Origin of the sequence: Marinomonas gallaica (assembly GCF_001639745.1) — a bacterium.
In the GTDB taxonomy this organism is placed as follows: Bacteria; Pseudomonadota; Gammaproteobacteria; order Pseudomonadales; family Marinomonadaceae; genus Marinomonas; species Marinomonas gallaica.
Window position 1 is genome coordinate 1 of record NZ_LTAX01000026.1, and the last position, 15,181, is coordinate 15,181.

Sequence of the window (15,181 nt, forward strand, 5' to 3'; positions counted from 1 at the left end):
GGTCTTTGTCTGACGAGGCTTCATAAAACTCACCCATTTCTGCAACTTTTTGGGCCTTATGGCGTATTTATAGCAAGATTTAGGTATTAACTATCGTATAAAAACACTTTTTATTCAAAGGGTTGCAAGCTATTCAGGGGCGACTAACGCTTAATATTTCGCGCCTCATCTTTAGCCAGTATGCTTTGATTAACTTTTTTAAGGCTTTCCACATAGTTGGTGCAATTTCTAGGCACTGACTTAAAGGATAAAGCTTACCAAGCATCATCGGATGCTTGGCTCGCAGGGGATCATCTAGCTGTCTACGCAAGGCGGTAAGAAGCGACATTAGCTGTGTGAAAACAGGGAGCTGGGCAAGCAAGTCTTACTGCCCAAAATTCTCTATTCGGGGCTCGTTGGGAACGATTATCCGACTGCAACATTCTTAATAAACTCGCCTATTCCTATTACCACCACCCTACCAACAAGAATTTACTTACTATAATCTGACAAATGAACTAGATTTATGCACATATCTACACCTACACATTTAACTAAGGTTATCTTTGATGACATCCCAACATTCTAGCGCCACAAAACAAGTCACTTTTATTGATTCTGGTCTACCTGACTATCAGGTATTGGTTGCCGGCCTGCCAGATAGTATGGAAGTTGTCTTAGTCAACCCTGATCAAGACGGTGTTCAAGTGATGGCGGATTGGGCTGCAACGCATTCTGATTACGATGCCATCCATATCCTGGGGCACGGCTCTACGGGTGCTCAGCGACTCGGTACGGCGACGCTCTCTACTGACAGCCTTAGCCAATACCAAGCGCAACTTAGCCAGATTGGCGGTGCACTGACTGAAGGCGGCGATATCCTGCTATATGGCTGTAATGTGGCCGCCAACCGAACGGGTATCGACTTTATTGGCAAACTGGCGCAAGTAACCGGAGCAGATGTAGCTGCATCGGAGGATTTGACCGGAGCAGAGATCTTAGACGGAAATTGGGTCTTAGAAAAGCAAACTGGAATCATTGATAGCACGGATTTGGCCGCTAGATTTACGTATTACAGATTTGTTTTAGATACCGCTACTTTTGCTGGTACTGGTGCTGCTGACAGTGGCGGGGCTGGTTTTAAAACCATTACTGACACCAATTTGGTAATAGATAATAGCTTTACGCCTTTCTCACCAGACATCGCCTACAATAATACGACTGACTTATCTAAGACATTGATCATTAAGGCTGATAATGTAGATGCTGAATCGTTTGATGTTAGTGAAATTATATTGTACGCCTTCAACGCTAATGGCATAATGATTGATTCCACTTCAACAATTGTATTCAAAGATAAGAGCGGTAATGCTCTTCAGACAATGACGTTGAACTCTGACAAATCAATGACTCAAAACATAGATACAAATATGTTTGACATGTTTGAATCAGGCAATAGCTCTCCTGTGACGGGCGTTAGCTCTATTGAGTTTAATTTCGTCCTTGATGGAAACACAAATAATGGAAATAATTTTTCCAACTTAACATTTAAAAGTATTACCTATGAAAATGTAGTGGCCCCTATTAACACCCCCCCTACCATTTCCAATTCACCTTCTAATATCACAGTAACAGAAGATGTTGCGTCTAACGTGGATTTATCGGCTATAACATTTACTGATGCAGACGGCGATACATTAACCGTTACTCTTGCTGCCTCCGCAGGTACCTTAACGGCAACCACTGGTGGCAGTGTAACGGTCACTAACTCAAGTACGAGCACACTGACACTGTCTGGTACAGCGGGGAATATTAATACCTATCTAGCTACCCCAACCAAGATCCAGTATTCAAGTGCGAGTAATGCCAATGGTGACAATGCGGCTACAATCACGATTACTGCCAGCGATGGCAATGGTGGCAGCTTAGCCAGCAACCCTGTTATCAATCTTGATATTACAGCTGTCAACGATGCACCAACGGTAGCGACAAACACTGGAATTCCCGTTAATGAAAGTTCAGTTGTTACTATTGCCAATACAGCGCTTAATGAAGGCGATCCTGATGACTCAGGGACAGGCTTAACTTATACGATCACAACTGCCACAAGCAATGGTCAATTATTCTTAGATGCGGATATCGACGGCGAAGTCGATAATGGTGAAGCGCTAGCGCTAAACGACACCTTTACTCAAGGTGATATTGATAATAATCGCATTAAATATCTGCACGATGGTTCTGAAACCACCTCGGATAGTTTTGGCTTTAGTCTTGCAGATGGTGGTGAAGACAGCGCGGCCACATTAACGGGGCAAACCTTTGCTATTACCGTGACAGCGGTTAATGATGCGCCAGCATTAAGCAATCTTGATAACACGCCAAGCTACACCGAAGATGGCAGCCCGGTTCTATTAGACAACAGCGTAAGTATTAGTGATGCGGAGCTAGACCCACTAAATAGCGGCAATGGCGATTATTCAGGCGCTAGTGTGAATATCGCTCGCACCGGTGGTGCCAACACCTATGATAATTTCGCGATTCAAAGTAGTGGCAACCTGACTGTCACAGGCTCAAATATCAGCGCAGACGGCCATATTATTGCGACGTTTGATACGTCCTCCACTGGTCAAGTAACGGTTACTTTCCAAAGTGATGGCACCACGCCGACCAAAGCATTGGTCGATGAAGTCTTGCAAGCTATCCAATATAGCAATAGCTCAGATGATCCAAGCAACACGATTTCACTCACCTATACCTTGAATGACGGCAGTGACAGCTCGACCAGCAATATCAGTGTAAGCGTTACTAATATAAACGACGCCCCCACCGTGACCGCCACCGGCGGTAACCCCACCTTTATTGAAGACGACGGTGCGCAAGACCTGTTTAACACCGTCAGCACAGATACGGTTGAAACGGGACAGAGATTCTCAGCACTGACTCTCACGGTCACCAATGTTGCTGATGGTTCTGATGAAATTCTCTCGTTCGATGGTTCAGACGTGGCTCTGACCAACGGTAACTCGGTCAACACCGACACCAATGGCCTAACGACCAATGTGTCGGTGACCGGCAGCACCGCCACAGTCTCATTTAGCAACGCCACATTAACCGAAGCTCAACTGCAAACTCTGGTCGACGGGCTGACATACCGTAATACCTCAGACAACCCAACCACTGCTGGCAATCGTGTCGTGACGATTACGAGTATTCAAGATAACGGCGGTGCTGACGGCGGCGGTAGCGACAGTGGCACGCCTAATATCACCAGCACTATCTCCCTGACGGGGGTCAATGACGCTCCTGTGATTGGTAATGTCTTTAGCGAGGCCAGTAGCGTTGTTGTGGGCAATGGGGCGCAAAATGTCGGTTTGTTCGATGATGCGACCGTTAGTAATATAGATAGTGCTGACTACGATGGCGGTTCGCTGGTGATCACCCAAACGTCAGGTGAGGAAAATGGTCACTGGAGCCTGGATGGCACTAATGTAACCTCAGGCGATGATGCCAGCATCAGTGCTGGAGAAACGATTCAAGTGTCTGGTACGACCATCGCGACGGTTGATGCAATCAATGATGGTCAAGGTGGCAAAGCGCTTACGCTAAGCTTTAATAGTAATGCCACCAATGCAGCCGTACAGACCCTAGTGCGCAATCTCGAATACGGCGCGCCGAGTGCCACTGGTGATCGAGTGTTTAACCTCACCTTGGACGATGCCGATGGTAATGCTAATGGTGGTGATAATGCTGTCACCGGCACATTTACTCTCTCGGTGACACCAAACCCGCCTGTCATCAGTAATCTAACGGGCGACAGTGTCAGTGTGTCCGAAGGCAACAGCGTACTGCTGGATTTAAACAGCGACGCAACACTAACAGATATTGACTCTAGCACATTAAACGGTGGCGCCTTAACAGTCAGTGTGACCAACAACGCCGATGCCGCAAGCGATCTTTTATCCGCGAATACATCAGGTGTTGTGAGCCTTGGCGGCACGACTGCAGGCTCAACTGTCAGCGTAAACGGCACTCAAATCGGTACACTGGCTAACGCCATTACAGCAGGTAATGATTTTGTAGTGAACTTTACCACCGGCGATGCCACGCCAGAAACCGTGCAATCTTTGATCCGCGCGCTTAATTTCACCGTCACAGGTGATACCCCAGCGGAATCCACCCGCAAGATAGACATTACAGTTACAGATGAAACCAATACAACTAGTTTGACGAACTCCGTTAGCGTTAATGTCTCAGCCGCCAACGACGCCCCGATGCTTACCACTGAATTCGGCAAAATCATCCAAGAAATTAATGATGGCACTGATCGTGGCTATGACGTGGTTATTCAGCCTGACGGCAAATCAATCGTTGTTGGGTACACATTCAATGGTGTCGACGATGATATTGCAATGGTACGCTACAACGCAGATGGCAGCTTAGATACCACCTTTGGCAGTGATGGCATTGTACAAACTTCATTGTATTCCTATACAGGGGACAACAATGACTCAGGGCTTGTTGATATAGGCGATGATCGTGCCTATAAGATTTTGCTTGATCAGCAAGGCAACATTCTCATTTCTGGTATCGCTAAGTCACCCGACATCGCAGCAAATGAAGAGCTATTACTTATGGCTCGCTATACATCGGACGGTATACTCGATAGCAGCTATGGTGATCAAGGTATTGCCTCTGTCGAAATTTTCCAACATGGCCAGATTGCAATCCCATATTTATTCAGCGATGGCAGCGTTTTACTAGCCGCTACAAATAAAAATGTCATGCTTACCGAAGATGGTGCTATTGATGCGACATGGCAGGACAGCGACTTGATGCAAACAAGGGTCGACATCACCCCAATGCAGACAATCGCTGATGCCAACGGTGGTCTTTATCAACTTGAGAAAAACTCAAATAGCAGCCAGTATCTACTCACATTTTTTGATCAAAATGGGGCGTTAAAAACAGATCAGGGCACAAATGGCAGCGTGGTTTTACCAGTACAACAATACCAGACTTACACTGGTATCCACGCAGTTGGCGAAGCCATATTTTTGCTTTCAACACAAATAGTATTGTCGCCATCTTTCATGCAGATTGCTTTACTGGAAAAGCTAGATATAAACAGCGGTACGTTAGATAGTTCATTTGGTACAAATGGGCTATTAGAGTTAAACACAGTCATGGGAAGTTACTTATTCCCAAGAGAAATTGAATCTGATGATCAGGGTAATATCAACTTACTGTTTTCAGGAACAGACTATCATGTAGCGCAGCTGCGTCCTGATGGTTCACTGAATACAGAATTTGGTGATGCAGGCCATGCCATTATCGATATGGCAAACGGCGCTAATAACTATGCTTGGGGAATGGACATAGCCAGTGATGGCAGTCTTTTTATCGCAGGCAATCACTACCAGACACAGGAGAACCATGATTTCGGGTTAATTAAACTGACGCCGCAAGGGCAGCTTGATAACAGCTTTAATCAGAGCCTTTTATACACTGAAGCTGACACCCCTATTGTCATTTTATCAGCGCTCAACATAACTGACGTGGACAATACTACACTGGTCTCTGCCGATATTCAGATCAGCTCTGGTTTTAGCGCAGGCGATACGCTTTCTTTTATCAACGATGGTGCGACAACAGGTAATATCGACGGCTCCTACAACACAGAAAGCGGTGTACTATCTCTTAACTCCGCAAACGGCTTAGCGACTATAGCGGAATGGAACGCAGCCTTAATGGCCATCACCTTTGCAACCAGCAACGAAAATGCAGCGCAACGCCATATCTCCTTCACCGTAAATGACGGCACCAGTGCAAGCGAGGCGTTAACTAAGGTTATTACAATCCTACCCAGTAATGATGCCCCCACCGCCTCCGACACGACTGAAACAGTGGCCTATAACGGCATCTTCACTTTTACCGAGCCCGATTTTGGTTTTAGTGATGTGGACGCGGGTGATACGTTTGATCACATTACCATTAAAACCTTACCGACTCAGGGCACCCTCAAACTGAATGGCATCGAGATCACGGCAGTGGATACAGAAGTCCCCTTGACCAACATCAGACAGCTAACCTTTACCCCAGACAGCGGTGATTCGGGCAGTGGCTACGCCACGTTTGACTTTACCGTCAGCGATGGCACGGTCGATTCGGTGACAGCGAATACCGTTACTCTGAATGTGGCCAACCCAACAGCACCTCAACCTGAGCCGCAGCCAGAACCTGAACCTGAACCTGAGCCGAATAACGTCGATGGTGCGACGGTTACTACATCAGAAGAAACAGACAGTAACGGCAACACCGTCCAAAAAATCACCGTCGCTCCCGTCTCCCGTGATCGCACCGACAGCAACGGCACCACACCAGAAGCCGATATCCCGTTACACTTCGCCAACAACAATGCTAATCAAGTGGTGACAACCGTCAGTTTACCGACTGGTGTCGGCATGACGGCTCGTTCAAACACCACCGCCAGTACTCAAAATCAACGTGATACTCTGATTGCGTTAATTAATGACAGCGCTTCCGGCGAAGATGATTTAAACGACATGGAAAACGCCGGTGGCAACTTCCTTGAGAACTTAGCCAATGCGAGCAACCTTTGGGTCAACCAAGTCACGTTGACGTCAAACAGCGCAACCCCGTCTAGCACCCCGATTCGTATTACTGGATCGAGCTCATCCGACAATCAAGAAGCGTTGGTCATTGATACCCGTGCCTTGCCCGCTGGCACTATTATTGACTTAGACGACATCGAATTTGCGGTGATTGTCGGCAATAACGTCACCATCCGTGGCGGCGGCGGTGCCAACATTGTTTACGCCGGTGCCAACTCGCAAAACATTGTCTTAGGCGAAGACGATGATATCTTGCACGGCGGCGCAGGCGACGATGTAATCGGCTCCAAAGGTGGCGATGATTTACTCTACGGCGACAGCGGTAACGATACCGTCGTCGGTGGTATGGGAAGCGATACTTTATTTGGCGGCTCCGGTAACGATGTTCTACAAGGTGGCCAAAGCGTACAAGGCACCCTTGAGTTTGCTCTCAACAATGACGGCAACATCGTCACTCATTATGTACCACTAGATGCCGATTTGAGCGACACCTCAGCGCAAGGCTTCAGTTTTGAAGGTGACTGGTACAGTCATGCTGTTTTCTTAGACAACGGTGTGGCGCGTGAGCTTCTTTTAAGCGAGGACAATCTCAGTAATATTGAGGACTGGGGACGGATGTTACAGGCCACCGAAAGCTATGCTTTTATGGCCCATAATAGCGACGCACTTACCCTGCTTAGCACCAGTTATCAAGCAATCTTTGGCCGCCTGCCTGACAGCGACACACTCAACAAGCTGGTCACCTCCAATCTTAGCATGGAAGACATCGCCGCCATCGGCTATCAAGCATGGCTAGAGGGGCAATCCAGCTTATTTGATGTGTACACACAAGCACAAAAAGTCAGTCAATTAGTCACCGATTTTGCTGGCAGTAACCAAGCTGCACTCATCAGCGAAAGCGTCAACATGATCGAATCAGGCGGATCTTGGCTCGCGCTGTTCTTATCCTTAGCGCAATCAGAGCAAGCTCAACATCATCTTATGAATGCAGAGGGCTTGATCTCCTTAACCAGCGCTACCGCATTGGGAGAGCTCAGTTTGTCGACGGATATCAGTGACGACCTGCTTTATGGTGGCGCAGGCAACGACACTTTAATCGGCGGCCATGGCAATGACCTTCTGGATGGTGGTGATGGCGTTGATACCGCAATACAGCAGCATCGTTTTGAGGAATACATCATTGAGCAACTGGCCAATGGTAGCGTCACCCTGACCTATCAAAAAGACGCTTATATCGAAGTGGATACCTTAGTCGACATCGAATGGGTGCAGTTTGGGGACCAACTTGTTGGTATCCATGAGCTGATCGATTAAGCCGAAATAAACCCCGAGGGACACTCGGGGTTTGACCACACAGGTCACCTGCTTCAACTTAATAATGGCACCAGCCCAGTGCCGGTTTTTGCAGAATGGCAACGGGCTGGTAAGGCTGTTGCGCCATCCGTTTGAACACACTGCGATGCCACAACGGATGCGTTTTTTCACAGGGCGTATTGCCCTTTAATACATGACATCGGCGAGGTGCTAATGTCGCTTTAGCAAAGTGTCCGAAGCGTTGTTGATAATGAGCTGGGGCTGTCACAGAAGGCGTCATCTCTAGCAACTCTGACCAGTATTGATATGTACTAGAGTCGCGATTAAATAATGGCAACCGTTCAACAGGGTGGTACAAAGTCGTACGATGACTTTTGAGTGTTCGCTGTAGCCATCGTGCTATCGTGCCAAAGCTAAGGTCCGCCAAACTGTCTTGACGAAACCCGCCGCCAACGTCGCTGTGGACGCCCGGCATCCAAAGCTCAGTGACACGAGCATCGTGATTCATTAAAGTGGGCCGAAACGCCAAGCGCTGCTCATCCAATGCCACTAAATGCAGAGCATGCTTGACACAACGAGGTAAATGACAGCCGTACTCAAAAACCACATCATGGGTTGGACGTTGCGTTTTGTCTAAATTGGGCCAGCCAATCGACGCTACCGTATCCATCACCGCTTCAATGACGACAGCCCCCTGCACGAAAGGATTAATCAAGGCGGCGAAGCGGCGTGCCAATGCCGCGCCTCTACTAAAACCAATCAGAACTATCGCCTCAATTTTGACATGATAATGGCATTGAAAATCAAGCAAAGCACGTTGAAGAATATTGGCCACATCCGCGTTTTCAAAGGCGAAACCAGCATTCAACCAACGCTCAAGCGCGCTCCCATACGTTCCTACGCCCGCATAATAAAAAGAACGGTTCGAAGACGGTATACTTAAACGCCCATTAGAATTATCCAGTTCACCGCCCAGTAACAGATGAGATTTTAAAACGTTCGAAATGCTCTCATCCGCGTTTGGGGGGGCATACGCATCACTGGGCGCGTTACACGTACCATCAAAATGAAAAAATAAAACAGACATAACAACATCCTTGCTGAGTCCTATTATTGAATCGTATTACTTATTGGATGGTACGTTTGATCTGCTCATTGGGAAAGCAAGTCGCGCTGTTTTCCTGATCTACATTAACACATGAATAGACAGTCCTATTCAGTCTCCCCCCATCTAATGGTTCCATTTTAATGGTATTGCAGGCATAGCATAGCCTGCGCTACCTTAATCAAAAAATAGGAAGACTCAGGCGTTAAAATGAAAAGACATCGTTGCCCGATTGACCATCAAACAATTTATCCAAATCCACTTTTTCCTCCAACGGCTTGGACGTATTCAATTGTTCGTGATGTGCTTGACGAACTTTTAAATCCTTCAAACGCGCCAGGCTAAACAATTGGGCATAGGCAATGCCGATGGCTCCAGATTGACTCAACGTCTCTAAAGCCTCTCCTTTAAGAGACTTCAACATTGACTCATTAACGCGATAAACACCGTTTACCGCGTGTTTGACTTGATCGTCATCTTCTGCTGCCCAGGATTCGAGTAACCCATGATCAAACAATGCTTGCACGGCTTTATCCGTGATCGTTTGCTGCGCAATACGTGCTTGCATAAATGACATGACGGACTGTAGCGCATCCGAAGGGCTGCCATCTTGGTTTAACACGGGCTGTGTACCGGCGTGCTCCGACTCGAAAAAGAACTCCGATGAGGTATCCGCTGCCAACACATAGCCTCCCGTGCCGTTCGCTGCCAAATTAAATGGGTAACTGCGCAACATAGAGGGCGTATAAGGCACTACCCATTTGCCTTGTGGATTAACAAACACATTAACCCCTGCTCGTAATGACAGAAGTGCAACCAGCTGAAAACGATCTGAGTCGGTTTTTAGGAACGCAAGTGGAAAAAAAGGCAACAATTGACTGACTTCTGCTCCCACAACTGGGATCACATTGGTCGATTTAGCGTGATTATAGTTTGTCGGCGACACCCATCCAGCAGACAGATGCCTTTCTTTGCTAAGCGCTTGCCAATTTGCGGACATACCTACTCCTTTTACTGTTTGGTTGAATGTCTTAAGCGTCAATTACAACGCTGCACTAAGTTCATTAGCGTAGGCAGAGCGAGCCGTACGCGCTAATGCCAAGTCACCTTCCAGTTTTGCTTTACACTTCTGCGCTTTATGAATGGAAAACACCAACTCTTGCGCTTCGCCTTCAAAATCACTCAACACATAGGTTTTATTATTGATCGTTACAACCTCATCTTTTGCATTGGGCATGGCTTCTTTTGGCATTTTCTGACCCAGCGACTGAGCATACGCATTGATCGCTGTTTGATGGATCGCCATCTCATCTTGTAACTCTTTGATACGCTGATCGGCAAATTGAATCGACGTTACCGTGCCGCGCTGCTCTGCTGACAACTGATCTAATGTGTAATCTTGGCCATTAATCGTAATGTTTGACATGCTAGTCTCCATATTAAGTTAGTTTTTTTTGGGTAAAACGGGGGATAAGGTCCGTTCCATCGCATTCATAGGGATCGAAATACGCGTCTGGTCAGACTCATTGGGTAACACTGAATGCTCCAGCCAACAGGGAAACAGCACCAGTTGACCGGCTTTAGGGGCGATGTGCACATCACCACTGCCAAAACGGCAACCGTCTGCTTGTAAGCGCGAGTATTTGGCCGCTGGACGTGGCTCATGAAACACAATATCGCCCGAGTTCTCTGGCACCGTAAGGTAATACACGCCGCTGTACAAAGACATGGCGTGGCCGTGCTGATAATTAAACGCCTGAGGATGGCTTAAGTTCACCGACCCTTGAACATCAAAATGCTCTGCTTGCGCTTGTTGCTGATGCTGCTCAAATACGTACTGAAAGCACTGTTTGCTTAAGCGTTGCAACGGCGCGAACAACGGTTCATCAAATAAGTCAAACGGTGTTTTCCAGCCATTGTAATTTGAACGGTTCATTTTCTCCGTTACAGGCTCGCTCGCTTGGCGCTGAGCAATGTAGTCAAGCCATGCTGGATGATGCTCAGACAGCTCTAGGTTGAAGGTAAACAGTCGCGTGACAAACACGTCATTGAACGTGATGCTAATATTTTTTGACATGGTGCGGTCCACTGAGATCCAAGACACTGGCAATTTTGAATGGCACAGCCTAACACTGCCACTGCAAAAAAAGAAACCCCTCAGAATGGATTCTGAAGGGTTTCGGACTTAGCGAAGGATGACTCTAGGAGTCGTCCAACTAAGAGATCACTTAGCTTATGCTAGGAAATCAGACACTGCAGTGTTGTAGTCAGCAGAACCTACTAGGTTCGCTACTTCAATTGTTGGATCAATGCTGTTACCGAAGTCCAATGTACCTAGTAACTGGCTGCCAGACGATGCAAACAAACCATCATCACCCGCTTCAGTGTTGCTCGAAACAAGGTTGAATACTTTGTATTCGCCTAGGTTTTGATTGTTCTCGATCATTACGATCACAGACTGAGTAGACTGTACTATTGTAGCATCATTCGCATCGGCATTAAGATCACCGTTGACTAGACCACCCGCTACCGTTGTACCACCTGTACCGTTCAACGCTGCAACCAATTGCGCCGCAGTTAGGTTGTCGAAGCTTACAGAGCTTGCAGTTGTTTCGTCATAAGACAAGAACGTTACACTGTTTTCTTCAGCAGTAGCATCAGTATTCAACGTCACGTCTACTGGTGTTTCAGAGAAGTTGTTTGTGTTGCTAGATGCATCCACTGTGTTGTTTAGGTACGCAGTGAAATCTAGAACGTGAGAACCTACTTCTGTTAGATCGTCTGCGTCAAAGAAGTTGGCAATCGATACTTTACCAAAGGTATCGTCGATTACTAGCGTGTTCGTGCTTTGAGTTAGCGATTGAGTAGTTTCTTCGAAAACTGAGTTGCCGTTGTTTGTATCATCAGCATCAACGTTAGAACCCAGTGCTACAAGATCGTTAGCACCTTTTGCTAGGTTGATAACAGATGTGTTTGTTAGCGTACCTTGAGTACCAGCAGTATCCGTCACTTCTACAGCATCAACGTCATCTACGATGATGTTAGCAACGTCCGTTGCAGTTGAGCTTGAAGTAATAGAGCTGTAATCAGTAAGAGTAGTTGCGCCAGTAGCACCCAATTCAAGCATACCTTGAAGCAATGCAGTGTAATCACCCGTGCTTAGATTTACTTGAGAACCCGTTGCACCTGTATTCACAACGTCAGGTTGCGTAATATCGAAGTCCATTAGGTTGTTGCCGTCGATTGTAGACGTTACTGTGATTTGCTGTGTGCCATCATCGTAAGTTACGTCAAGTAGACGGCTTAGCTCTGGGTTCGCTTCGATTGCACGTTCGATTGCATCGTTGATCTCAAGGTCTGTTGCGATGAACTTGTTCGCAGCCGTTGTGTTGATCGTTACCGTACTTTCAAAACCAGCAAACGTTACCGTCATAGTCGCTTTGTATAGTACGTCACGGTAAGAAGATACACCTGAGTCTGCACCGTGAGTGTAAACTGCTTTAGTACCATTGTTGTTGATGAATACGAAGTCAGAATCCGTACCAGTGTTGATGTCGTAACGACCGCCATCTGTTACTTCTACGTAGTCTTCACCAGAAGAAGTTGATACAGACAAGTTGTCTAGTACGTACATAGTTTCTTCAGAAACATCAGTTTCAGCCGCGATACCTGATAGGTACACTTCGTCATCACCCGCCGCAGTAGAAACTGTTAGGCTAGTGTTTACGTCGTCGATCGCATCGCCATCAGTGCTAACGCGGATCTCATCAGAACCAGCACCTGTAGAGTAGCTGTAATCGCCTTCTTCGTCGATTGCAACGTTGAAGTACACATCACCGCCGCCCGCTGCTGTCAACGTGTTAACGTTTTGCGCTGCGAACTCTTCACCGATGTTTAGGTCACCTAGGAAGCTGTTTGCATTCACTGTATCGATCGACTGATCTTGTGATGTTGTAGAACCAATGCCAAATGGCGTTACAGAATCCGCTTCAGCAGACACACCGCGAATAGTCAACGCTGCAAAAGTATCACCATCAACAAACGCTGCATCTGTTGCAATGTTTACTGTACGCAGTGCACCGTTAGTAGATGTGATGTAACCAAGGTTAGATGGCTTGTCTTCGTTACCCAATACAGAGATGTTGAATACTTCAATACCGTCTGCTTGGTCAACGTCTGTGTCGCCATTCGAGTTTTGGTCTTTACCACCGATGATTAGGTTGCCACCTTCACCATCACGACCTACTTTTTCAAGCTCTACGTTGATAGAGATTGGGTCGTTGCTTACTTGGCTTTGAGCATTGAAACGGCCGTAAAGGTCGTATTCACCGATTGCATCTTCTACTTGGCTGTAACCGATTGGTGTTACAACAGAACCGTCGCCAGTCGTTAGAACAATCGCAGGGATATCAACAGAACGCTCACCGCTGTCAAGGAACGTGAAGTCAGTGATGGTAGGGTCAAGTGTTAGCGTTGTACCAGCTGGAACAGTGCCATCAGCAATCAATGCTGCCAATTCTGTTTGAAGTGCTGCAACGAAACCAGCGTGCGTACCCGCTGTCGCCGCTTCTGGTGTATCAAGGTCGATGATAGTCGCGCCGCCATCTAGACTGAAACGGATACCGTCAACGTTGATGTTGTTTAGCAAATCTGGGTTGTTTGCAAGGTTTGCATCTTCGTCAAGAAGGAAGTAGAACGCTTGCGCTTCAGATGTTTGACCAGATACTAGGTAATCTTCATCGAAGTAAACTGTTAAGTCAGACGCATCTTGGTCAGAGTTAAAGTTATCTGTGTGAACCATCGTTACTGTTAGGTCACCTGTGTTGCGTAGGTTACCGTCAGATTCTAGAGTTGTTAGGTTCTCGATTACTAGATCGCCGTCAGAGAAGTTAGAACCGATTTTATCGATATCAGTCATGTTCTTCGCATCAACAGTTAATGTAGTTGCAGAACCTGCCGCATCAGTCAATGCATCGCGCGCTTGAATTTTAACGATTTCGATGTTTTGAGTCGATGGTTGAACGTCGATACGGTTTTGTGCATCACCGGTTGCGCCAAAGAACTCAGGTACTAGTTCAGCTGTTAGCGTGTCAACACCACCTTGGCCGTCTAGACGGTCAGCAGATGACAATGTGTTAGATACACCACCAGTGAAAGAGTTTTGAGATAGGAACGCTTCGTAAAGATCGTTACCAGACGTACCTACGAAATCAGCGCCACGGTCAGTCGTAGCAGTCAATTCGAAGATGTTATCACCAGTGTTGCTGCCACCGAATAGTGTGCCATCATCAATAGCGCCAGTTTTAGCTGTTACTGTAGCGTCTTCAGCGGTTACACCGTCTGTAACAGTACGCATTTGCTCTAGAGATAGACCAGAGTAGTTACCATTTAGTGCAAAGTACTCAGCTACTTCAACTTTGTTGTTTAGCTCAGCAACTGCTTGGCCCCAAGTCGCATCGTCTTCTGGAACAGAAGCCAATGTTTCGATTGCTACAGCAACCGCTTCACCGCGAGAAGCACCCGCATTAATTGCGCCTGCAACAAATGCAGCACCTTCTGCTTTTGCATCAGCTGAAACGTTGTCGCCTAGTAGGTTGTTAACGAAACGCTCAGCAAACTCTTCTGCTGTAAGGTATGTTGGGTAGATAGAAGAGAATTCAGCAGACTCACCTAGGTTAGCTGCGTAGCCCGCTAGTGTCGCGCCATTGTCTAGACCTGTTGCTAGTTCAGAAAGAAGGTCAGATGTTGGTGCTGCATCGAACATACCAACTAGAAGAGTCAGTAGTTCTGTACGCTGTGTTTGACTAATAGCCATTTATAAAACTCCTTGATCAAAGGTTATTTACTAAACTTCACAGTAGACCAATGTTCAATGTATTGGCCTGACTTGAGAAAGTCTTAGTGATTACTTACGCATCCGCGTTAGTACTGTTTGCATGAAATGTAACAGACACGATGATAAAGATTATCAACTATATTTGTTACACTTTGGTGAGAAGAACGCCTCTCATCCAGCATATGATTCAGAATAATCGAGATTTTGCCCAGAGTTTGTGATGGGCATCACACGAGTAATCTTTTGTCTAAATTTGTTAATCAGAATGTCTGTGTCTAAATGACATTTTTTCGGTTGATAAGACTGTCATAAAAC

Annotated in this window: 6 protein-coding genes; 1 reads left to right on the forward strand and 5 read right to left on the reverse strand. The window is 46.7% G+C overall.

Annotation, left to right across the window (positions count from 1 at the left end; translation table 11 throughout):
- The first annotated feature begins 548 nt into the window (after window positions 1–548).
- Entirely contained in the window at window positions 549–7,925 is a 7,377-nt protein-coding gene (locus AYW76_RS16735; protein WP_067223306.1) for a DUF4347 domain-containing protein, read from the forward strand.
- A gap of 58 nt (window positions 7,926–7,983) precedes the next feature.
- Here AYW76_RS16735 and AYW76_RS16740 read toward each other — a convergent pair whose 3' ends face one another.
- The 5 genes from AYW76_RS16740 to AYW76_RS16760 all read right to left on the reverse strand — a co-directional run bounded on the left by AYW76_RS16740 (window position 7,984) and on the right by AYW76_RS16760 (window position 14,845).
- Window positions 7,984–9,012: a phospholipase effector Tle1 domain-containing protein gene (locus tag AYW76_RS16740; protein WP_067223308.1), complete on the reverse strand. Its 1,029-nt coding sequence runs from the start codon at window positions 9,010–9,012 to the stop codon at window positions 7,984–7,986.
- Between the two features lie 223 nt (window positions 9,013–9,235).
- On the reverse strand, window positions 9,236–10,030 hold the full coding sequence (locus AYW76_RS16745; protein ID WP_067223311.1) for a SapC family protein: 795 nt from the start codon (window positions 10,028–10,030) through the stop codon (window positions 9,236–9,238).
- Window positions 10,031–10,072: 42 nt separating this feature from the next.
- On the reverse strand, window positions 10,073–10,456 hold the full coding sequence (locus AYW76_RS16750; protein WP_067223314.1) for a DUF6447 family protein: 384 nt from the start codon (window positions 10,454–10,456) through the stop codon (window positions 10,073–10,075).
- An 18-nt stretch (window positions 10,457–10,474) separates the two neighbouring features.
- Window positions 10,475–11,107 carry a TIGR02466 family protein gene (locus AYW76_RS16755; RefSeq protein WP_067223316.1) on the reverse strand — a complete coding sequence of 211 codons (633 nt, stop codon included), beginning with the start codon at window positions 11,105–11,107 and terminating at the stop codon, window positions 10,475–10,477.
- A gap of 156 nt (window positions 11,108–11,263) precedes the next feature.
- The gene (locus AYW76_RS16760) at window positions 11,264–14,845 is read right to left on the reverse strand and encodes a beta strand repeat-containing protein (protein ID WP_067223319.1); all 3,582 of its coding nucleotides are present in this window, start codon (window positions 14,843–14,845) and stop codon (window positions 11,264–11,266) included.
- Window positions 14,846–15,181: the final 336 nt, after the last annotated feature.

Bases quoted from the DNA above. Each gene is read 5' to 3' on its own strand.
- AYW76_RS16740 (WP_067223308.1), bottom strand. From the start codon at position 9,012: ATGTCTGTTTTATTTTTTCATTTTGATGGTACGTGTAACGCGCCCAGT.
- AYW76_RS16760 (WP_067223319.1), bottom strand. From the start codon at position 14,845: ATGGCTATTAGTCAAACACAGCGTACAGAACTACTGACTCTTCTAGTT.
- AYW76_RS16735 (WP_067223306.1), top strand. From the start codon at position 549: ATGACATCCCAACATTCTAGCGCCACAAAACAAGTCACTTTTATTGAT.
- AYW76_RS16750 (WP_067223314.1), bottom strand. From the start codon at position 10,456: ATGTCAAACATTACGATTAATGGCCAAGATTACACATTAGATCAGTTG.
- AYW76_RS16745 (WP_067223311.1), bottom strand. From the start codon at position 10,030: ATGTCCGCAAATTGGCAAGCGCTTAGCAAAGAAAGGCATCTGTCTGCT.
- AYW76_RS16755 (WP_067223316.1), bottom strand. From the start codon at position 11,107: ATGTCAAAAAATATTAGCATCACGTTCAATGACGTGTTTGTCACGCGA.